This window comes from Anabaena sp. UHCC 0399 (assembly GCF_034931465.1).
Lineage (GTDB): Bacteria > Cyanobacteriota > Cyanobacteriia > Cyanobacteriales > Nostocaceae > Trichormus > Trichormus minutissimus.
The window spans coordinates 46,665-66,882 of the sequence record NZ_JAYGGZ010000016.1; the positions used below are offsets into that span (position 1 = coordinate 46,665).

Here is a 20,218-nt window from a genome sequence, read left to right on the forward strand (position 1 = left end):
CCGTGCGTAATTTGCAAGAAACTCACCTCAACCGCGCCCGTGCTAGTCTCAGACAAGCAATGTCCTGGTATGGATATCTTCGGAAACCAGGGCATTTATCATCTAATCCAGAATTGTCAGCTTTAGTCAAACCCGAAATAGAAGCTTTAACTGCTACACTCAGCAAGCTTGACGCTAACGTAATTAGAATTGCCGCCTTTGGTTTGGTGAGTCGTGGTAAGTCGGCGATCTTAAATGCTGTGTTGGGAAGCAAGATTTTGCAAACTGGCCCCCTCAATGGTGTAACTCAATGGCCTCGTTCTGTACGCTGGCAACCAGGGGGAAAGGTCATAGTAGAGTTAATTGATACCCCTGGATTAGATGAAATTCAAGGTGAGTCACGCGCACAAATGGCCAAAGATGTAGCGCGTCAAGCTGATTTAATTTTGTTTGTAGTATCTGGAGATATTACCCGCACTGAATATCAGGCACTTTTGGAATTACGACAAGCACAAAAACCCCTGATTTTAGTATTCAATAAAATTGATTTATACCCAGATACAGATAGGGCAGCTATTTATGAAAACTTACAGCAATTAGGTGCAGCAAATCCCCATACCCAGCCTCTGTTACCTGATGAAATTGTGATGGTGGCGGCAGAACCCGCACCAATGGAAGTCCGGGTGGAATGGCCTGATGGGAATGTGAGTTATGAATGGGAAACACCCCCGCCACAGGTAGACGAACTCAAGGAAACTATTTTAAATATTCTCAATCGGGAAGGGCGATCGCTATTGGCATTAAATGCACTGATTCAAGCACGGGAAGCCGAAGCTGCGATCGCTCAAAAAACTATCGATATCCGCGAACAAGAAGCAGAAGATATCATTTGGAAATTTACCAAATATAAAGCCTTAGCCGTCGGTTTAAATCCCATAGCTTTCTTCGATATTCTCGGTGGTAGTGTGGCTGATTTAGCTTTAATTCGCGCCTTAGCTAGATTGTATGGTTTACCCATGACTAGCTATGAAGCCGGGAGAATTTTAAAAACGATTTTATTAAGTTCAGGGAGTTTATTATTAGGAGAATTAGGTAGCAGTTTTCTATTAGGATTAGGTAAGAGTACGGCAGCATTAACTAGTGGTGATAACCCGATTAATATTACGGCATTTGCTGGTAGTGCGATCGCTCAAGCAGGCATTGCTGGTTATGGTGCATATTCTGTAGGTAAAGCGGCTCAAGTCTATCTAGAAAAAGGCTGCACTTGGGGACAATTGGGTGCTGATACCGTTATTCAAGAAATTCTCTCTCAAGTTGACAAAAATACTATTCTGTATCGGCTGCAACAAGAATTAAACATGAAATATTGAGATTAAATAAAAGATATTGGCTGAATTGTTGTTGTGATTGATAGTTGGTCAATTAATATCAAATTCCTCTGATAATCGCCCATAAATCCAATTTTGAGTGCAACATAAAAGAAATGGCAATTATTAGCTAATGACCAGACAGGAATTACTAAGAAAAGGTGTTGAAAACTAGAACGGTATTCACCACTACATCTTTTAGTCAGCCTATCTAAACTAGGAATATCAGCTTTTAATCACATTTTGATATCAGTCAACAGAGGCGATAAAGATCATGGCAGGAACTTTCAGCATAGGTTTAAATACTGTTAACTCTGACCACAATGGGATTACAGATTTAGAGAAAGCTATTTTAACAGCGATAGTCGAAGCCCGCGCCACCTGTGAGCAAAGTGGTGATAGTTCTTCTAATTGTGCTGTAGCCTGGGATATTGTGGAAGAATTACAAGCCGAAAAATCTCACCAAGCACAGGCTCAAAAATACAAAACCTCTCTAGATGAATACTGTGAATTACACCCAGAAGCTTTAGAGTGTCTCATCTATGACGTTTAAAGTGCTAACGATTGATGGTTGACTGTTAACTGTTGATTGCACTTTTTCGGTGAAAATCAGCTGCGGCTGATTGCGTCATTTGTTTGATACTACTTAAATCTGGCGGTGGTGTTTCGCTTTCTGTTCCCAACCACAAGAGGTATTCGATATTTCCCGCCGGGCCAGTAATAGGCGACCAAGTTAAACCTTTGTATCTCCAACTTAGTTCGTTAGCTACTCGCAACACCTGGAAAATAGCATCAGCTTGGTCATCGGGGTCGCGTACCACACCTTTTTTACCCACACGAGATTTCCCAACTTCAAACTGAGGCTTAACCAACAACACCGCTTCACGAGGGTGTTGAGTTAGTCGCCAGACAGCAGGCAAAATCTTGGTTAAGGAAATAAAAGAGACATCAACCACCGCCAAATCAGGAATCGGGTCATCTTCATCATATAAATCCCCAGGTTCTAGTTGTCGTAAATTGGTACGTTCCCGCAACTTAACCTGGGGATTGTTTCGTAAACCCCAGTCGGTTTGTCCATAACCAACATCAACGCCGTAAACTAATTTAGCTCCAGCTTGTAGTAAACAATCAGTAAAGCCGCCTGTAGAAATCCCACCATCCAAGCAAACACGCCCTGCAATGGGAATAGCAAATACATCTAAAGCCTTAGCGAGTTTATCACCACCACGAGAGACAAACCGCGATCGCTTTTTAATCTTAATTTGAGCCGCAATATCAACCTCTGTCCCAGGCTTATCAATTACCTGTTGATTAACCATCACTTCCCCCGCCTGAATTAGCCTCTGTGCTAAAGCGCGAGAAGTACATAAATCTAACTCTACTAATAAGGTATCAAGTCGCTGCTTAACCAATCTCACCTGCCAAAAACATTTTTAAAATAGTATTACCACTCAAAACTCATTACTCAAAACTCATTACTCATTACTCATTACTCAGCACTCACCACTATCTAAATCCTCCAAAAACAGCTAACCCGTAATACTTCCAAGGTACTGCTACAGTCTTAAATCCAGCCTGAATCAGCATTTGCAGATGAGTGTCTAAAGTAGCAAGTTTGTCTTGGCCAGAATATCCTTGTTGGCTACTGTTGCCAACTTTAGCGCAAATCTCTGTCAAACTAGTACCCTGTTGGTTTGCCCATTCCTCTCGCACCTCTTGATAAATTTCCGCTAGGGCTGGTGATTCGAGTAAGATGGGGTCTGCATTCCAAAAACAACCATCTTGTTTGAGACTGGCAGCAATACGCTCAAATAATTTTAGCTTCATCTCATCCTGAAGATGGTGAATTGCTAAAGATGAGACACAAGCATCAAATTCACTACGAATATTTAATTTTTCTGGATTAATAGCCCATTCACCGAAATCTGCTTGTATTCCAGTCCATCTTTGTTCGTATCCAGCTGCGGCGATTTTATCTTGGGCAAATTGCAGCATCCGGGGTGAGTAATCTAAGGCAATAATTTGCGCCTCTGGACAGCGTTTGAGTACCTTGAGACTAACCTCACCTGTACCGCAACCTAATTCTAAAATGTAACGACTAGTAGAAGGCAGACAACGTGTAAGAACATCTAGTATTTCATCATATCGTGGCAATAAACTACGAATCCCGTGATCAAAATCAGCAGTATTGGCGAATACTTCTCCAGGAAATAGCTGTGACATAGTTGCTCTAATCAGGTACTCCGCCTATTTTTTCTCAAACATTGAACACTTACACAAACAATAGCTGAAAATCAGAGTAGTCTGACCTCAGTTTCTACTATTTCTACTCTCATTTTGACTAGCAATGTGGATATTAACTCATAATTAGAGGTAGCCACTCATGAGGAGATTCTCGATTCCCATTCTTGGGAAACAATATGCTACAGCTAATCACTATCATCTTTGTTGTAATTCTAGGTTCAGCGTTGTGTTCTAGTATAGAAACCGCGCTGTTTTCTGTTTCTACCCTCAGGGTCAGACAATTAGCACAATCAAATAACCCGTCAGCCGTTGCACTATTGGCGATTCGGGAAAATATGAATCGCCCAATTGCAACCATTGTGATTCTCAATAACATCTTTAATATTATTGGCAGTATCGTCACAGGTGGCGTTGCAACTCAAGCATTAGGATCACAGTGGTTGGGTATATTTTCAGCTGTCTTGACTTTCTTGATTATCATTTTTGGTGAAATTATTCCCAAAACAGTAGGAGAAAGGTATTGTGAACCACTGGCGATGCTAGCTGCTATACCCATTACTGGGCTTTCTATTGTCTTTACACCCCTAGTATGGATTTTAGAAAACGTCACTGCACCCTTTTCTAAAGGTAAAAAAAGACCTACTACTAATGAGGCAGAAATCAAGCTACTTGCAAATATCGGTCAGCAAGAAGGGATCATTGAAAGTAATGAAGCGGAAATGATTCAGAGGGTGTTTAAACTCAATGATGTCACAGCTGCTGATCTGATGACCCCCCGCATTATGCTGACACATATCGACGGACATCTCACGATCGCTGAGGCGACAGCAGACATTATCGCTTCCCAGCATACCCGAATTATTGTGACGGATGACTCGATTGATCAAGTCATGGGTTTTACTTTAAAACAGGAATTACTCACTGCGATCGTTCAAGGGAATCAAAATAACCAAATTTCTACACTGACTCGCAAAGTTCGCTTCGTCCCTGAAGTCATTCAAGCAGATAGACTGCTAAAAAACTTCATCGAAGCCCGTGAACATCTAGCTGTAGTAGTAGATGAATATGGTAGTGTCGCCGGTGTAATCACTTTAGAAGATGTGCTGGAAGTGATCACTGGTGAGATTGTTGATGAGACTGATAGAAGTGTTGATTTGCAAGAAATCGCCCGTAAAAAGCGAGAAAAAATGTTGCAATCTATTAGTAACAGTAATTCCTCTTGGAAATAATTTGTTGGTGATTGGTGATTGGTAATTAACGCGAGCTTTTAATGAATTGCATTCCTGAAAAGCTCACGTTAAAATACCTTTCTGGTGGTAAATTGGGTAGATAAATTTCTTCAAGCCTGGTAATTGCCTATAGAAAATCATAGACCCAATAATACAAGCAATACCATCAATCATTAATGTGTTAGGCGCACCTATATGACTTGCTAAGACACCACCTAATAAATTACCTACAGGTATCATTCCTAAAAACGACATTGTATACAAACTCATTAATCTGCCACGCTTATCTTCTTCTACAATTGTTTGTAAAAATGTATTACTAGCAGCTATTTGTAGAATTGTGCCTAAGCCGACAAATAACATAGTAAATAGAGAAAATGGTAAAAATCTAGAGTTAGCAAAGGCAATCAAACCAACACCTAAAATTGCTGGTGCTATAGCAATTAATTTACCAATCCCTAAAATTGTTCTCCGTGTAGCTAAGTAAATGCCTCCAGATAATGCTCCTAGTCCGGAAGCTGCCATTAAAAATCCTAATGTTTCTGCGTTACCTGCTAATATTTTTTCAGCGAAAATAGGTACAATAATAGTATTTTGTAGTCCCATTAAACTGACTAAACTTGATAGTATTAAAATAGAACGAATGGGTGGAAAACTAAAGGCATATACAAATCCCTCGTGAATTTTTTGTAAGGGATTTCCTGGACTGACTGAGATTGTCCAAGGTTTGATAGTCATCGCTAATAACCCAGCGATAACTGCAATATAGCTCAACCCATCAATTAAAAAACAGTAGGCTATCCCAAACTGAGCAATTAATAAACCACCTACAGCCGGGCCAATTAACCGCGCACCATTAACCATCGTTGAATTGACAGCGATCGCATTAGCTAAATCGTCTCTATGTTCTACTAGTTCTGGTACAAATGCTTGTCTAGCTGGTGCATCTAAAGCATTAATAAATCCTTGCAACAAGCTTAAGGCAATAATCTGCCAAATTTGGATCACACCAGTAAATGTTAATGTAGCAAGCACTAACGACTGGATCATAGATAGTATCTGTGTACCAATTAAAGTACGATAGCGCGAAAAGCGATCTACAAAGACTCCGGCAAAGGGAGCAAGAAAAAAGTTAGGAATTTGGCTAGAAAACCCTACAATTCCCAGCATTAAAGGTGATTTTGTTAAATCGTAAACTAGCCAAACTGTCGCTAGTTGCGTCATCCATGTGCCAATTAAAGAAATTCCCTGTCCTGCAAAAAACAACCGATAGTTTCTTGAGCTAAATACAGGTATTAGCCGCCATTTCTGATGATTCATGAATTATAAATATTTAGAGTACGTAATATATACGCCTAGAGTTTACACATCTTTTTTATGTACGTAGGATTATCTGCAAAAAATTAAGGCATTCCTTCATCCAAGTGGATGATTCAGGAATCATATTTAAGAGAGGTTAGCGATCGCGCGATTGAGAAGTTGGGAAAAAATGTCGCGATCAGCGATAGAAATACCTTGCATGGCTTCCTCACGCACCTCAGCTGCGATCGGTGGTAATACAGTTTCTAACTCCTTACCAGCATCAGTCAGCCAGATTCGCCAGATACGGCGATCGTGATTATCCCGTTCTCGACGCACTAAACCACGTTCTTCCATACGATCTAGTACACCAGTCAGTGTACCTCCCACTTGTTGAAGTTTCTCCCCAATACTGGAAGTAGGCAAACCATCTTCTTGCCACAAACAGCATAAAACCAGCCAATGAAATGGTGTTAAGCCAAAGGGTTCTAGCTTGTCAGTAAACTTGCGGGTAAGTAACTGTGAAAGTAGTTTGATTCTATAACCCAAGTTATAAGGAGCTAGGTTATGCTGCCATGACTCTGTAGTTAGAGAATGATCGGGTTCAACAATCATCGAAATATTTAGCGTGCGTAATATTTATTTTAAATTGATTTAATGTTTTTGGCAATAAAGAGTGCTGAGTTAAAATTGCTGTTAGCGTAGCGAGCCATAAGCCATACTTTTTAATACTCACCACTCACTCAAAACTCAGCACTCAGCACTCAGCACTCAAAACTCAGCACTCAAAACTCAGCACTCAGCACTCAGCACTCAGCACTCAGCACTCAGCACTCAGCACTCTTCCGCTTCTAATTCACTCCCTTGAGTTTGCGAGTGTTGTCAACTAAACTCTGAGCGAATTGATCAAATCTTTGAGAAAGTTTTTCATCTAAAATTTTGCCTTCGGGACTGAAAGCACCATAAGCTTGTCCGATCGCAATTTGTTCTGGAATTACCCAACCGTGTACCCAACGCATAATCAACCGCAGATCATTTAAGGCGTTGCTGTTGGATTGACCACCCAGGACACTAATTAGTCCTGTGACTTTTCCAGACAATTCTTCAAAACTCATTAAATCCAGAGAATTTTTGATGACACCGCTAACACCGCCATGATATTCAGGGGTTGCTAAAACTAATCCATCGCTGTTGCGTACAGTATCACGCAACTTTTGAACATCAGGATATTCTGAATATTCTTTAGCTCCCGTGCAGAATGGTAATTGCAACTGTCGTAAATCAAGAATTTCTACCTCAGCACCTATTGCTTCTAGCCGTTGTGCTGCTACTTGTAAAGCCAACTGGGTGTAGGAGTTGGGTCTTAAACTACCGCCGATACCAACAATTTTTACCATAATTCACCCATCATTAAGTATTTATAAAATACGAAGTCATTACGACTATGCTGATCATCTTAACGATTTATTTTGCCACAGTCAAATTATTAGGGATTGGGGATTTTCTCTGCCTGCATCTTCTACCTTCCCTGCTCCCCCTGCTCTCTTACACCCCTGGCTCTTTTGGGAGTTAGACTAGATTAGATAAGTAGTAATTTCCAGTTATTGCAATTTTTGCGAGAAGAGTAGTCAAAAAAATATGCTCGGCCTACGGCAGCAGACAAAGGGTAATTTTTATGAAAAATCTTGCTAAGAAGGCATTGATGAAACAGCAATCACCAAAGCGCGTTGCATGGACTGGTGCGCTAGTAGCCAGTTTGATTATGTTACCGAGTATGTTTGGAGGTAATCTTGCTTTGGCAGAAAAGACAGAGCGCGATTCTTTAACATATGGAAAATTAATCGAAAAAGTTAATCAAGATCAAGTCAGAAAGGTCGAACTGGATGAAACCGAACAAATAGCAAAGGTTTATTTAAAAGGTCAAAAGCCAGATGCGCCACCAATACAGGTGAGGCTTTTGGAGCAAAATACAGAGTTAATTAATAGACTCAAAGAAAAAAACGTTGATTTTGGTCAAGTATCTTCTGCCAATAGTAGGGCTGCGGTGGGGTTATTGATTAACCTCATGTGGATTTTGCCTCTGGTGGCTTTAATGCTGCTGTTTCTGCGTCGCTCTACCAATGCTTCTAGTCAAGCTATGAACTTTGGTAAATCGAGAGCGCGTTTCCAAATGGAAGCCAAAACTGGGGTGAAGTTTGATGATGTAGCTGGTATTGAAGAAGCTAAAGAAGAATTACAAGAAGTTGTTACCTTCTTAAAACAGCCAGAAAGATTTACAGCTGTTGGCGCACGCATTCCCAAGGGGGTGCTGTTGGTAGGCCCTCCAGGTACAGGTAAAACTTTACTAGCAAAAGCGATCGCCGGGGAAGCATCTGTACCATTCTTTAGTATTTCCGGTTCTGAGTTTGTGGAAATGTTCGTGGGTGTGGGTGCTTCCCGCGTCCGTGATTTATTTAAAAAAGCCAAAGAAAATGCCCCCTGTCTAATATTTATTGATGAAATCGATGCGGTAGGTAGACAACGGGGTACAGGTATCGGCGGCGGTAACGATGAGAGAGAGCAAACCCTCAACCAGTTACTAACTGAGATGGATGGGTTTGAAGGTAACACTGGCATCATTATTATTGCTGCTACCAATCGTCCTGATGTATTAGACGCAGCATTACTCAGACCGGGACGCTTTGACCGCCAGGTGATAGTTGATGCACCTGACCTAAAAGGGCGTGCGGAAATTTTGAAAGTTCATGCCAAGAATAAGAAAGTTGATCCTAGTGTATCTTTAGATGCGATCGCGCGGCGCACACCAGGATTCACTGGCGCAGATTTAGCCAACCTACTCAACGAAGCAGCCATTCTCACCGCCAGAAGACGCAAAGAAGCCATCACCATCCTCGAAATTGATAATGCTGTAGACCGGGTTGTCGCTGGGATGGAAAGAACACCACTAGTAGACAGCAAGAACAAACGCCTGATTGCTTACCACGAAGTCGGACACGCTTTAGTCGGGACTTTACTAAAAGACCATGACCCAGTGCAGAAAGTTACCATAATGCCACGGGGGCAAGCACTAGGATTAACTTGGTTTACCCCCGGCGAAGAACAAGGTTTAATTTCCCGTTCTCAACTCAAAGCGAGAATTACAGCAACTTTAGGGGGACGAGCCGCCGAGGAAATTGTGTTTGGTCAGCCGGAAGTAACTACAGGTGCAGGCGGTGACTTACAACAAGTCACATCAATGGCACGCCAAATGGTCACACGTTTTGGTATGTCTGAATTAGGGCCATTATCCCTAGAAACTCAGAATAGCGAGGTATTTTTAGGTCGTGACTGGATGAATAAATCAGAATATTCTGAGGAAATTGCCGCCAAGATTGATTTACAAGTCCGCGAAATTGTCAAGGCTTGTTATCAAAAAGCTAAAGAACTCTTACAAGAAAACCGGGCGTTATTGGAACGGCTAGTAGATTTGTTGGCAGACGAAGAAACGATTGATGGTGACTTATTCCGCAAAATTGTGGCTGAGAATAATACACAATTAATTGATGAAAAGGTAGCTGTGTCTTATTAAGAAGGTGACAGGTGACAGGTGAGCCAGCGCGGTCTTGGGGGTTTCCCCCATGAGCGACTGGCTCACCCGAAGGGTGACAGGTGACAAAATATTTCCTGTTATCTGTTATCTGTTCCCTACTCCCTACTACCTGTTTCTTTGTTCGAGAGGTGAACGATTATTGCCTCCGGCACGCTACGCGATCGCACTCTACCTTAGTACATTTTCTGTCTCTAAAGTCGATTATGCTGTCATTATTTACCCGATTCACCACTCTTCATCAACTAAAAATTAAGCAATGTCAATCTCTGGCTGAAGAAACAATTTAGCTTCTGCTAGTCGTCGCCGCTTTAACCCTTCCTCAACTTGACTACCAGGGTTTCTATACAAAGCTAATGTCGTTTCTATCCCATCCCATAGCTGATTTTGTAAGACTCTTGTGATAGTCTCGAAATTCTTAGCACCAAAGAAGTTAGCTCCCAAATTGTAGGCAAAACTTAATATAGCTCCCTTTTGGTATGCGTTCAAATCTTGCCATCCAGGTATTTTCTCTAGAGGTGGGAGATAATCACGTTCTAACTGCAAAATCAATAGTTCGTCAGCTTCTTGCTGCGTGATTTTCTCACCCAGTTTCCACTCACTACCATCTTTTTTGCGAGTAGAACCCCAGCCAATAGTATATGGTTTACCCTTAGTCCGAGGATCTGGATAGACTTGTAATTTACAGCCTTCAAATTCTTTAATGATAGCTACTCCTGGAAGTGGTAATTTCCCCGACTTACCCCCATACCAGCTTTTTTCTAACTCTGCTAATTTTTGAATTAACTTATTAATAGCATTCTGAGTGTCTGTTCCCACTACCCCATCAGGTTGAAGACCTTGCTGTTGTTGAAATTGCTTAATGGATGCTTCAGTCTTGTCACCAAAAATACCATCTATTCTACCTGGATCTAATTTGAGTTTAGTTAATATTTCTTGTATTTGCTTGACTTGTGAACCTTGTGAGCCTTTCCTGAGACTCTCCGTGATACTCATAATTTATGTGTTTATTTTTATTAGTAATTATTCAATTACTAATAAAATATTATTTCCGTTTATACGCAATTGCTCCGTAACAAATATTGATTAGCTGCTACCAGACAAAAAAGCAAACTCTGAGTGAATATTCCAGCGTCTACCGTCGTGAATCAGTAACGTTAACTTGTCTACAAGAAACTCAAAGTACAACTGACGATTTGCAAACTCTGTCCAAGCAGCATGAAAGTTTTGTCTTGTTAAGTCCCGAAACGCAACTGTCATGTGAGGCGCGAAAGGACGCTTTTTACCTACTTCATCAATAATTTCTAAGTTGGCTTCCATGTGTGTCATTAACTGGACTTGTAATGACAACAATTCTGGACTTCTCACCACATCTATATATATGACGCGGGGCGGAAAGGCCGCAAACCCACTTAATGTTATGGATAATGATTCCTGCTGGCTTGTAAATTCTCTCAGCGAAGCTTCTAGACGTGATACCTTGCCATCTAGCCATTCAAAAGGGGGTTGCAGTGTAATGTGTGGCGGCGACTTTTGCGCGTGCTGACTAGCATAGTGATCAGCAAAGTGTTGCTTGATTTCGTTGGCGTAAGCTTGAATGTCTTGAGGTGGTAACAAGGCAATGAAAAACCGGCTCTTAGAAGCATCAAACATTCAAAAAACAGATAATCTTTAAGAATATTAGAACATAAAATTTCAAGAGGTCTACAGCAAAATGCCCATGTTTGTCAAAATAGAGGAAGGCAAAGTTGATAAAACTATTTTTGACCAATACGTACCCGCCCATAGAGCCTACGTTCAAGAGTTAATTGCTCAAGGACACAAAGCCAAAACAGGCTACTGGGCAAATTTTGGCGGTGGAATGTTACTATTTGAAGCTGCTTCTATGAAAGAAGCTGAGGCGATCGTGGCACTCGACCCCTTGGTAAAGAACGGGTGCGTTAACTACAAACTATACGAATGGAAAATCGTAGCGGAATAATACTCACTTACTAAATATTGATGTTATACTATTGTTTAGACCTGGATCTATGCGACTGCAACGCCTAAATTTTGTCAGGACCGGAAGGTAGCAGCAACACAGGATGCTTGTAGTAGGCGTAGTCTCCGGGTCGCCCTATTTTGTAGGAGCGATCAGCAGCAATGCCTGGTTTTGGAGATTTAGTTCAAAAAGCTTTTTACCTTGGTGTCGGTTTGGCTTCTTACGCTGGTGAGAAAGCCGGAGGCAAGTTATCTGAACTGCGATCGCAAGTCCAAAAGCTGGCAGATGAGATGGTAGCGAAGGGCGAAATGAACACAGAGGAAGCCCGCCGCTTTGTGGAAGACATGATGAGACAAGCTCAACAGCCGCAACCACCTGCTGACACTTCCGAAAAATCACCACCTTCTGAACCTCGTCGCATCGAAATTTTAGAGGAAGACGAAGAACCCACGGTGAAAAAGGAATCGACTGAAAACGTAGATCAATTACGCCAACAAGTTCTAAACCTGCAAGAAGAGTTAAAGAAGTTGCAAAACGAGTAAGGCACTAGTGAGTAATGGGTAATGGGTAATGAGTGCTGAGTAAAAAGAAGAATACTCAACGCTTTGACACTTGATAAGTGTCGTAACTTCTGTTGCAGGAATATTCTTAACCCAAGTAATGTTTATCCCTTTCTACTCACTACTCAGCACCAGCTAAACGCCGCGCTACCGCTAACATTACTCAGCACTCACAACTCACTACTCAGCACTCTTTTGCAGCTAGTACCGTAAAACTTTGGTGGAATGTCGTTTCCATAAGAATCTATAATATAGATTACCTAGGGTGTACTCTAGTGCTTCCAGCCAAGTAGCACTAAGCGTCCTGTTGAAAGGAATTAAGGGCGTAACATTTATGGAACAGTGGCAAAAAGATTTGATCGAAATCGTGGAAACCGTGGCTGATGAAGTAGAACGCTTCTTCCTAGGAATGAGTGAAATGGTAGATACTTTCTTTGAGCTAACAGAAGAGATTTCCGAACAAGTACAAAACTCGATTGCTACTGAAGTGGATCAGTATTTACAGGATATAGCTGAACCAATTTTTGATGCTTATTGGGAATTGGAAGACCTTGTAGTTGATGCTGATCCCGGTTTTCCTTATTCCGTTGAACCTTCAGTTGAACAAAACCCTGCTTGTGTCGGTTGTCAGCATTACCACGGTCATGTGTATGGGGGTAATTTGTTGGTTTGTGGGATGCACCCCCACGGCTGGGATGATGGGAGTTGTCCAGACTGGAATGGGTAGTGAGTGCTGTTAGCGGTAGCGCGGCGTTTAGCCGATGCTGAGTAAGTGAGTGGTGAGTGTTAAGTTAGTAATTATTGGGTTCTCCATATTGCTAACATAGCCACCTTAGTAACTTATGAGTAATTTATCACCAGAAAATGTATCTCAGTCTAGCCAAGAGTTGAAGTATGGCGAACGTATTATTGCGGAAGGACAGCTAATTACATTTCCTAACCCGCGTGTGGGTAGACGCTATGACGTTAATATTAGTTTGCCGGAGTTTACTTGTAAGTGTCCGTTCTCCGGCTATCCTGATTTTGCTACCATTCATATTACCTACGTTCCTGATGAGCGCGTGGTGGAGTTAAAGGCACTGAAGCTTTATATTAATAGTTATCGCGATCGCTACATTTCCCATGAAGAGTCTGCTAATCAAATTCTTGATGATTTTGTCACAGCTTGTGACCCCTTAGAAGTGACGGTGAAAGCTGATTTTACTCCCCGTGGTAATGTTCATACTGTTGTAGAAGTGCGTCATCAAAAATAATTCAATCAACCTAGAACCCCGGATTTTCCAAAAAACTGGGGTTCTCAAGTTTAATCAAGATTTATTTGGTGGCTGGAACTAGTGGTCTATCAAGTTAGCTTTGAGGGTTTGTAGTAAGGACTTTAGTCCTTAGAAAAATCAGGACTAAAGTCCTTACTACAAACCTGCTTATCTCTCAATTCAAATTTGATGACCTACTAGTTGGGAATCAGAACTCACACTATCTAAAATTTCTAAAACTTCCCGTTCAAAAGCTACTTGAGCGCGATTAGTTTTACCACCAATATACAAGCGATCGCCTGTTTCTAATGCCCAAATTTGGGAGTGAGAAAAATAACTCATCACTGTACCCAGCATCAAAATAGCAAACCCAGTATAAACAATGGGTATACCTGGGTCGGCTTTAATTTGCAAGCCTGTACTACCCACTACATCTAAAACTTTCAGAGTGACACCGTTGACTTGGGTAGACATTCCAGCGCGGACAGTATCAACTAACTTCCCTTGGGAATCGTAAATTAACACCATCCCCTGCAAGTCTTTTGCTAATAGAGACACACCCTCACTCATATCTGGCTTCGTCGGAATCCAAGTTCCCCAAATGCGACCGGGAACTTTAGTATTTAATAGTCCCATTGGTAACTGAAAGATGGGGCTTTTGTTGATGCGGACGCGAACAGCCGAAATCCCCCAATCTGTTTGATAGAAAGTTATGCCATGATAACGCAGAGGTTGGTTAACAAAAATCTTTTTGTGGTCAACTTCCTCTCCCTGATTATTCAAAACAGACATATCGGAATAAAATTGGTCAATCCCACCAGTGGGAGTGTAATCAATCCAAAATCGATTGACGCGTACAGACCAATCTTTGGGAACTGGTGCGGCTAAAGGCCCAGCATCGATAATATTATTGACTTGAAATGTATCACCACTAGCAATCATTTCTTGAGCCATAAATCCCGTCATCGCCCCCCAGATTCCCCCTAGAAGAATCATGACGATGCCAATATGCACGATAATCGGGCCAATGCGCCCGACTAGACCTTTACGGGCGTAGAGAATACCATCTTTTTCTTGAAAGATTTTATAACGACGATTTTGTAATAAGGGAGTTAAAGATTTCACAGAACCAGTATCTAGTTCTGCACTTAAAGCGAGTTTTTGAAATTGTCGTGGTTCTTCGTAATATTTCCAGCGTTGAGCAGTTTTTAAGGTTGGTAACTGACGGGTAAATGTGCAAGCAGTCAGGCTAGTTCCAAATAAGACTAACAAACTTAAAAACCACCAAGTCCGATACACATGATCTAAACCTACTACTTGAATGACCTTCCAAGTCAGAAAACCAAATAAAGCCGGGTGTTCTGGGTAGTTGGCTTGATAGAATGCTGGTGATTGACCTTGCTCGATGACAGTCCCGCTTATACTGAACAAGGCGATGATTAATAATAGTGCGATCGCCAATCGTAAATCTGTCAATACAGGTAAAAACTCTCGCCGCAAGTATTTCCCTGGTACTGACCACCAAGGGGATGCTGTAGACGTTGAATTATCTATAGTCATTGCTTACAAACTGCCAAGGGGAATCCTAGAAATTAGAGAGAATACGCCAAATCCGACTAAAAGCGCACCGCTAACGGGGTTAATCCAACCAGACCAGCGACGCAACTCTAGTAATTTTTTAATTGAAGCAGTAAAAGTACCTGCTAAAATCAATGGTGCGACATATCCGGCTGTGTAAGAAATTAACAACACAGCACCCAAAATTAAGTCCTGTGTATTCGCTACCCAACCCAATAGACTAGCTAAAACAGGTGTACTACAAGGGGATGCAACTAAGCCAAAAGTCAACCCAACCCCATAGGAACGCACCCCAGGAGGTAAATCTTGGGAAATCCAATTGGTATCACCAAAAGAAGGTAATTGCAGAGGTAATGCTTCTAGTAAGTTCAGCCCCATAAGAATGGCGATAATGCTAACAATAATCGGCAAACCAATACCTATCTGACCGTAAACCTTGCCCACCAAAGCGGCTATAATGCCTAAGCCTGCTAGGGTAGTAGCCAATCCCAAAGCGAACCACGTTGATTGGGCTGCTGCTTGGAGACGGCTTTTTGTTTCATAGCCACCAATATAGCCTATCGTAATTGGCAGCATAGACAGCATACAGGGAGTAAGGCTAGTCAGCAAACCTGCGGCAAAGATAATACCAATACTCAGCAAACTCAGGTGTGTCAGTTGATTAGCAACAAGGGTATTGGCAAATTGTTCTAGTTGGTAAAGTTGGGTTTGCAGATTCTCCAGCATTGGGTTTTAGTGAGCGTGAAATGCTTGTTCTGCTTGAATTGTAGCTTACTTTGGGATGCTAAGTTGGAGAAATGAGGATGTGTCGCCGTTGGCGATCGCTTTTCTCAATTGCTTTCCTCAATTGTTATTAGCGATTAAAATTAAGCCAGAGGTGGTTCTCTCCCCTTCGCGGGTCTCGTTGGCGCAGCCTCTGTCTAAGACAGGTGATTTCCTTTCTTTATCTTCTTTTCCTAAACAATCTGATTGTTTTTGATTATTAAATATTACTTCCGGTAAACTGTCTTCATATTCTCCATCTACATGAAATTATGTTGAATCTAAGGGTGATGATGAGAGGAATATCTGATATATTTTTACAGCATTTAAACTGATTGCTAAAAATACTCTATCTGTTTCTTTAGAATGTGGCAGTTGTGGGTGCAGAATGTAGGTTGAAATAGTTTGTAAAAAATTGAGTCTCGCCGCATAAATAATTCAGATTTTACCCAGGAGCAACCGCACTGGTGGCGTTACCACTCGCCACGAATGAAAGAAAAACTCTTGTTTCCTCTTTACTTTCACCTGTTACCTGTTACCTGTCACCTATGTTTCTCAGGAGCAAGTACCACTAGATACAGACAAACCACGAGGAGTAGTATTCGGTACTTGAGCTACTAGAGATACATTACCGTTTTTATCGACAATCCAGCCTTGCGCCTCGACTATTTTCGCTGGGGAAGATGGCAGACTTTCATTGATTACATTACTATTTTTATCAGCATCGACTGTATCTAATGTTATCCATCGTGCTGTAGATACATCACCTTGAAACGGTTCTATCGGACTGCGGGCAATTCCTCCCCTTCCTGTGACCGTAAAGGAACTACGCCTAGCAGCATTACCGGGGTTACAACTAGAGACAATTTGTTGTGACGCATCCGTGAGATTATTAGGTAACTGTACCAAACCGCGACTAGGATCTATATCGGGTGTATTAATTGTGACTGTACCTATTAAGCCAAATTGGGAACTAGCATCAATATCGTTAGTATTATTAGGCGGAGTTGATCGGCGTTGTTCCAGATTAAAAATACTCCGAGCATTAATGTTAATATTGCCACCTCGCCCTTGAAAAGCATTGGCTGTGATATCGCTATTTTCATTAGGGACGGCAACGATAAAGCCACTATCAATCAAGATGTTGCCACCATCTCCACCAGCCTGATCAATGCCTGCGGTAGTGGAAATTTGACTGTTGCGGCGTAAAAGCAAGATATCGGCAATTTTGAGCGTCATATTACCGCCCTGACCTGATGTAGTTGTGGCTGAGAGAACCGCTCGATTATCTAACAACAGGTTACGAGCTTCCACTTCTAAATTACCTGCATCTCCTAATCCCTGATTGTTCACACTAATTGTAGCCGCATCTCGCAGCGTTAACTTATCAGTTTCAATCCTCAACTTTCCTGCTGTACCAATACCTTGAGAGCTAGTAAACAAACCGCTAGGAAACTGCTGACCCGACTGATCTCGAAAAAACTGGCGATTGGGAATCTGTGGAACTGTGCCAATTAGTTCAATCGAATCAGTAGCTTTGATAAAAAGATTTCCACCTTGACCGCTACTAAAAGTCCCAGTCCCAACCCCTATTTGCGCTCCGTCTTGGACGATTAATCGAGCCGTGTCAACTCTGATTTCGCCTGCGTCGCCCTTGCCAAGAGTATTAGCAAACACAATGGTAGGTTCGCCATTTTCAGAGGTACCGGTTAATTGGATATCGTCAGCCTCGATGTTAATGTTTCCCCCCTTGCCTGTACCGTTCTCAAAAACGGTAGCTAAAGTTTGTGCGCCTTTGCTAGCGGTAAACCTGCCCGTATTCACTGTCACAGTACCACCGTCGCCAGACCCTTGAGTCTGCACTCTCAACCCACTCCCAAAACCTACGGCCATTACCTCTGAGGCATTTACGAGTATATCGCCTCCATTACCCTGATCAGAAGTAGAGGCAGTTAACCTTGCCCCATCTAGTAGAATTAGGCTTCCTGTGTTAACGAGTATATCGCCGCCATCACCCTGATTAGAAGTAGAGGCAGTTACCCTTGCCCCATCTAGTAGAATTAGGCTTCCTGTGTTAACTATTACAGTACCACCCTTGCCAGTCCCAGAAGTCTGTGCTGTCAAGCTGCTGATAAAATTACCACTTCGACCAATAACTTCTACTGACTCCCTCGCATTTACAAGCACAACGCCCCCGATACCCGCATTGGTAGTTCTGGAGGTTACCAGTCCCCCATCCTGAAGTATCAGCTTCCCTGTAGTGATATCTACTGTACCGCCCTTCCCTGTCCCCTCAGTCTGTGCTGTCAATCTGCTGGGTATTCTGCCAGTTTGATTAATGCCAGTCACTTCCACTAATTCCTTGGCGTTGACGAATATATCGCCTCCATCACCTTGACTAAAAGTTGTGACACTTATCAGTCCTCCATCCCGGAGTATCAACTTCCCTGTTGTAATATCTACTGTACCGCCTTTCCCTGTCCCCTCAGTCTGTGCTGTCAATCTACTGGGTATCCTGACAGTTTGATCAATACCAGTCACTTCCACTAATTCCTTGGCGTTGATGAGTACATTTCCTCCATCACCTTGATTAGAAGTTGAGGCACTTACCTGTGCGCCATCCAAGAGTATCAACTTACCTGTCGTGATATCTACTGTGCCGCCATTACCTGCACTCTCACTGCCAGCAAATAAGCCACTAGAAGTAATTGGCGCAATCCCAATAGCTTCCACTGACTCAGAAGCGTTCACCAGTACATTTCCTCCACGCCCCAGACTAAAAGTTGTAGCACTTACCTGCGCCCCATCTCGGAGTACCAGCCGCTTAGTTGTTACCTTAACTGTGCCGCCATCACCAGTACTGCTCTGGGCAATAGAAAATAAGCCACTGACAAAATTGCCAGTGGCCGTGATTCCTGTCGCTTCAAATAACTCTGAGGCGTTGACAATAATATTTCCACCACGTCCTTGACTAAAAGTGCTAGATGATACTTGCGCCCCATTTTGAAAAATCAATTTCTTAGTGTTAAATTCTACATCACCAGCTTTTCCTAAACCTATTGTTTCAGTGAAAAAGTTACTAGCCTCGCCATTGGGAGCAGTACCACTGGCTTCAATAGACTCAGAAGCTCTGATGCTTAAAGTTCCTCCACTTTCGTCACCCCGTGTCAGAGATAAAATCAATGAACCATCTTGTAGTGCCACTCGCCGGCCTTGCATTTGAATATTACCACCTCCAACACCACTGGTATCAATAGCAGCAGTTTGGGAGAGGAAGATGTCTTGGAAGTTCTGCACGTTCTGGTTGCTCAATTCCCACCCTGGATTGGTTGGGGTAAGACCTATTAAACCCTCTCCCTGAACACTCCAAACGGCAACTCGCCCTGATTCAGCTCTCAAACTTCCGCCTTCCAGCACGACTTCACCACCAGCCAGAGCCAAGGTTTGACCAGGGTCAACCTCCAGACCACCAGTACGATTGACCTGAACTACCCGACCAGTCTCCTGATTCATTATTAGTTCATTACCTTGCCCCTGGACGAGAATTCTGCCTGGATTTTCTCCGTATTGCAAGCCAGTGGGAACATTGAGCGTTAGTAAAGGAGGAGCAGAGGGGTTAGTAGTGCTAAATTCTATACCATCGTTAAATTTAATACTTTGGGCTGTACTGGCTAAAAAAGAACCACGGAGGTCAAGCCTGGCATTAGGGCCAAAAATAACGCCATTGGGATTTATTAAAAATAGATTCGCTCCACCGTTAACACCGAGTGTCCCCAGAATCGTTGATGGGTTAGTTCCAGTGACTCGACTGAAAATGTTGTCAATTCCCCCAGGATTAGCAAACAGGACTCGTTGTCCATCCCCAACATTGAATTCTCGAAAACTGTGAAATAAGCTTGTACCTCTTATAGCTCCCCCATCAACCCGATCAGCAGGAAGGCCGTCTATGCTAACATTTGGAGTCAGCATAGAACTTTCAGGACTTAAGGAGGAATCAGGGGTAATCTGAGCTTTGGCAATATCTCCAGATGCAGTGTATGCTGCACACACTACGAAGAAACTAGCTACCCTAAATAGCCAGCAGGAATTTGACCAGCTTAGACCCATGATTGCCATCCTCAAAAATATTAGGACTTTATTTTTAAACAACTCTGCATTTTTTAAAGAAAAACTAATGGGACAATTGAAATTAAAAGGTTAGGGAGTAGTTTTTAGGAAGATTGTACCTTCTTTTCCTGGTGGACAGGACGGCCGTATCTTGTCAACAAAGAAATCCTATTCTTGACAAAGCTCAGACTAACCGCATCAAGCCATGCTTATTGACAAAGTTTTAGGCGATGGTCTACGACCGACAGTCGGTCATCGTTTTGAGGCTTGGAA

The 20,218-nt window shown here is 42.3% G+C and carries 19 protein-coding genes and 1 other RNA gene; 10 read left to right on the plus strand and 10 right to left on the minus strand.

Going from position 1 to position 20,218, the window contains the following annotated elements; translation table 11 throughout:
- Positions 1-2 precede the first annotated feature (2 nt).
- Both VB693_RS11175 and VB693_RS11180 read left to right on the plus strand, forming a co-directional pair.
- Complete coding sequence (locus tag VB693_RS11175) at positions 3-1,349, plus strand: GTP-binding protein (RefSeq protein WP_323266368.1); 1,347 nt, start codon at positions 3-5, stop codon at positions 1,347-1,349.
- A 271-nt stretch (positions 1,350-1,620) separates the two neighbouring features.
- Positions 1,621-1,899, plus strand: a complete 279-nt coding sequence (locus tag VB693_RS11180; RefSeq protein WP_323266329.1) for a Calvin cycle protein CP12 — start codon at positions 1,621-1,623, stop codon at positions 1,897-1,899.
- A gap of 25 nt (positions 1,900-1,924) precedes the next feature.
- On the opposite strand, the gene VB693_RS11185 is transcribed toward VB693_RS11180, so the two are convergent.
- Positions 1,925-2,758 (minus strand): TlyA family RNA methyltransferase, encoded by an 834-nt coding sequence (locus VB693_RS11185; RefSeq protein ID WP_323266330.1) that lies wholly within the window; start codon positions 2,756-2,758, stop codon positions 1,925-1,927.
- Positions 2,759-2,852: 94 nt separating this feature from the next.
- Positions 2,853-3,569: a class I SAM-dependent methyltransferase gene (locus tag VB693_RS11190; protein ID WP_323266331.1), complete on the minus strand. Its 717-nt coding sequence runs from the start codon at positions 3,567-3,569 to the stop codon at positions 2,853-2,855.
- Positions 3,570-3,766: 197 nt separating this feature from the next.
- Between VB693_RS11190 and VB693_RS11195 the strand changes: the two genes are divergently transcribed.
- Positions 3,767-4,819: a hemolysin family protein gene (locus tag VB693_RS11195; protein ID WP_190706834.1), complete on the plus strand. Its 1,053-nt coding sequence runs from the start codon at positions 3,767-3,769 to the stop codon at positions 4,817-4,819.
- A 63-nt stretch (positions 4,820-4,882) separates the two neighbouring features.
- On the opposite strand, the gene VB693_RS11200 is transcribed toward VB693_RS11195, so the two are convergent.
- The 3 genes from VB693_RS11200 to VB693_RS11210 form a co-directional block, all read right to left on the minus strand.
- Complete coding sequence (locus VB693_RS11200; RefSeq protein WP_323266332.1) at positions 4,883-6,139, minus strand: MFS transporter; 1,257 nt, start codon at positions 6,137-6,139, stop codon at positions 4,883-4,885.
- A 126-nt stretch (positions 6,140-6,265) separates the two neighbouring features.
- Complete coding sequence (locus VB693_RS11205; protein WP_323266333.1) at positions 6,266-6,733, minus strand: MarR family transcriptional regulator; 468 nt, start codon at positions 6,731-6,733, stop codon at positions 6,266-6,268.
- A gap of 236 nt (positions 6,734-6,969) precedes the next feature.
- Entirely contained in the window at positions 6,970-7,515 is a 546-nt protein-coding gene (locus VB693_RS11210; RefSeq protein ID WP_190706839.1) for an NADPH-dependent FMN reductase, read from the minus strand.
- 278 nt (positions 7,516-7,793) lie between these two features.
- Here VB693_RS11210 and ftsH point away from each other — a divergent pair, with 278 nt between their 5' ends.
- Together ftsH and VB693_RS11220 are read left to right on the plus strand one after the other, a co-directional pair.
- Positions 7,794-9,686 carry an ATP-dependent zinc metalloprotease FtsH gene (ftsH, locus tag VB693_RS11215; RefSeq protein ID WP_323266334.1) on the plus strand — a complete coding sequence of 631 codons (1,893 nt, stop codon included), beginning with the start codon at positions 7,794-7,796 and terminating at the stop codon, positions 9,684-9,686.
- A 49-nt stretch (positions 9,687-9,735) separates the two neighbouring features.
- A complete protein-coding gene (locus VB693_RS11220; RefSeq protein ID WP_323266335.1) occupies positions 9,736-9,960 on the plus strand; it encodes a hypothetical protein in 225 nt (74 codons plus the stop codon).
- Here VB693_RS11220 and VB693_RS11225 read toward each other — a convergent pair.
- Both VB693_RS11225 and VB693_RS11230 read right to left on the minus strand, forming a co-directional pair.
- Entirely contained in the window at positions 9,957-10,700 is a 744-nt protein-coding gene (locus VB693_RS11225; RefSeq protein WP_323266336.1) for a glycoside hydrolase family protein, read from the minus strand. The two genes, VB693_RS11220 and VB693_RS11225, sit on opposite strands and share 4 nt — an antisense overlap.
- 90 nt (positions 10,701-10,790) lie before the next feature.
- Positions 10,791-11,357 carry a 2'-5' RNA ligase family protein gene (locus VB693_RS11230; protein WP_323266337.1) on the minus strand — a complete coding sequence of 189 codons (567 nt, stop codon included), beginning with the start codon at positions 11,355-11,357 and terminating at the stop codon, positions 10,791-10,793.
- 61 nt (positions 11,358-11,418) lie between these two features.
- Between VB693_RS11230 and VB693_RS11235 the strand changes: the two genes are divergently transcribed.
- From VB693_RS11235 to queF, 5 genes are all read left to right on the plus strand, one after another.
- Positions 11,419-11,685 (plus strand): YciI family protein, encoded by a 267-nt coding sequence (locus tag VB693_RS11235; RefSeq protein ID WP_190706853.1) that lies wholly within the window; start codon positions 11,419-11,421, stop codon positions 11,683-11,685.
- Positions 11,686-11,723: 38 nt separating this feature from the next.
- An RNA gene (ffs, locus tag VB693_RS11240) (signal recognition particle sRNA small type) lies at positions 11,724-11,820 on the plus strand.
- A gap of 26 nt (positions 11,821-11,846) precedes the next feature.
- Positions 11,847-12,227, plus strand: coding sequence for a phasin family protein (locus tag VB693_RS11245; protein ID WP_190706857.1), 381 nt, complete (start codon positions 11,847-11,849; stop codon positions 12,225-12,227).
- A 352-nt stretch (positions 12,228-12,579) separates the two neighbouring features.
- Positions 12,580-12,972, plus strand: coding sequence for a hypothetical protein (locus VB693_RS11250; protein ID WP_190706860.1), 393 nt, complete (start codon positions 12,580-12,582; stop codon positions 12,970-12,972).
- Positions 12,973-13,087: 115 nt separating this feature from the next.
- Positions 13,088-13,498, plus strand: a complete 411-nt coding sequence (gene queF, locus VB693_RS11255; RefSeq protein WP_190706862.1) for a preQ(1) synthase — start codon at positions 13,088-13,090, stop codon at positions 13,496-13,498.
- Between the two features lie 180 nt (positions 13,499-13,678).
- On the opposite strand, the gene VB693_RS11260 is transcribed toward queF, so the two are convergent.
- The 3 genes from VB693_RS11260 to VB693_RS11270 all read right to left on the minus strand — a co-directional run bounded on the left by VB693_RS11260 (position 13,679) and on the right by VB693_RS11270 (position 19,945).
- A complete protein-coding gene (locus VB693_RS11260) occupies positions 13,679-15,058 on the minus strand; it encodes a cytochrome c biogenesis protein (RefSeq protein ID WP_323266338.1) in 1,380 nt (459 codons plus the stop codon).
- A 3-nt stretch (positions 15,059-15,061) separates the two neighbouring features.
- Positions 15,062-15,802, minus strand: a complete 741-nt coding sequence (locus VB693_RS11265; RefSeq protein WP_323266339.1) for a cytochrome c biogenesis protein CcdA — start codon at positions 15,800-15,802, stop codon at positions 15,062-15,064.
- A gap of 591 nt (positions 15,803-16,393) precedes the next feature.
- Positions 16,394-19,945, minus strand: a complete 3,552-nt coding sequence (locus VB693_RS11270) for a filamentous hemagglutinin N-terminal domain-containing protein (RefSeq protein WP_323266340.1) — start codon at positions 19,943-19,945, stop codon at positions 16,394-16,396.
- Positions 19,946-20,218 lie beyond the last annotated feature (273 nt).

Coding starts and splice junctions, on each gene's coding strand:
- VB693_RS11180 (WP_323266329.1), top strand. CDS start 1,621: ATGGCAGGAACTTTCAGCATAGGTTTAAATACTGTTAACTCTGACCAC.
- VB693_RS11190 (WP_323266331.1), bottom strand. CDS start 3,569: ATGTCACAGCTATTTCCTGGAGAAGTATTCGCCAATACTGCTGATTTT.
- VB693_RS11195 (WP_190706834.1), top strand. CDS start 3,767: ATGCTACAGCTAATCACTATCATCTTTGTTGTAATTCTAGGTTCAGCG.
- VB693_RS11200 (WP_323266332.1), bottom strand. CDS start 6,139: ATGAATCATCAGAAATGGCGGCTAATACCTGTATTTAGCTCAAGAAAC.
- VB693_RS11205 (WP_323266333.1), bottom strand. CDS start 6,733: ATGATTGTTGAACCCGATCATTCTCTAACTACAGAGTCATGGCAGCAT.
- VB693_RS11210 (WP_190706839.1), bottom strand. CDS start 7,515: ATGGTAAAAATTGTTGGTATCGGCGGTAGTTTAAGACCCAACTCCTAC.
- ftsH (WP_323266334.1), top strand. CDS start 7,794: ATGAAAAATCTTGCTAAGAAGGCATTGATGAAACAGCAATCACCAAAG.
- VB693_RS11220 (WP_323266335.1), top strand. CDS start 9,736: ATGAGCGACTGGCTCACCCGAAGGGTGACAGGTGACAAAATATTTCCT.
- VB693_RS11225 (WP_323266336.1), bottom strand. CDS start 10,700: ATGAGTATCACGGAGAGTCTCAGGAAAGGCTCACAAGGTTCACAAGTC.
- VB693_RS11230 (WP_323266337.1), bottom strand. CDS start 11,357: ATGTTTGATGCTTCTAAGAGCCGGTTTTTCATTGCCTTGTTACCACCT.
- VB693_RS11235 (WP_190706853.1), top strand. CDS start 11,419: ATGCCCATGTTTGTCAAAATAGAGGAAGGCAAAGTTGATAAAACTATT.
- VB693_RS11245 (WP_190706857.1), top strand. CDS start 11,847: ATGCCTGGTTTTGGAGATTTAGTTCAAAAAGCTTTTTACCTTGGTGTC.
- VB693_RS11250 (WP_190706860.1), top strand. CDS start 12,580: ATGGAACAGTGGCAAAAAGATTTGATCGAAATCGTGGAAACCGTGGCT.
- queF (WP_190706862.1), top strand. CDS start 13,088: ATGAGTAATTTATCACCAGAAAATGTATCTCAGTCTAGCCAAGAGTTG.
- VB693_RS11260 (WP_323266338.1), bottom strand. CDS start 15,058: ATGACTATAGATAATTCAACGTCTACAGCATCCCCTTGGTGGTCAGTA.
- VB693_RS11265 (WP_323266339.1), bottom strand. CDS start 15,802: ATGCTGGAGAATCTGCAAACCCAACTTTACCAACTAGAACAATTTGCC.
- VB693_RS11270 (WP_323266340.1), bottom strand. CDS start 19,945: ATGGGTCTAAGCTGGTCAAATTCCTGCTGGCTATTTAGGGTAGCTAGT.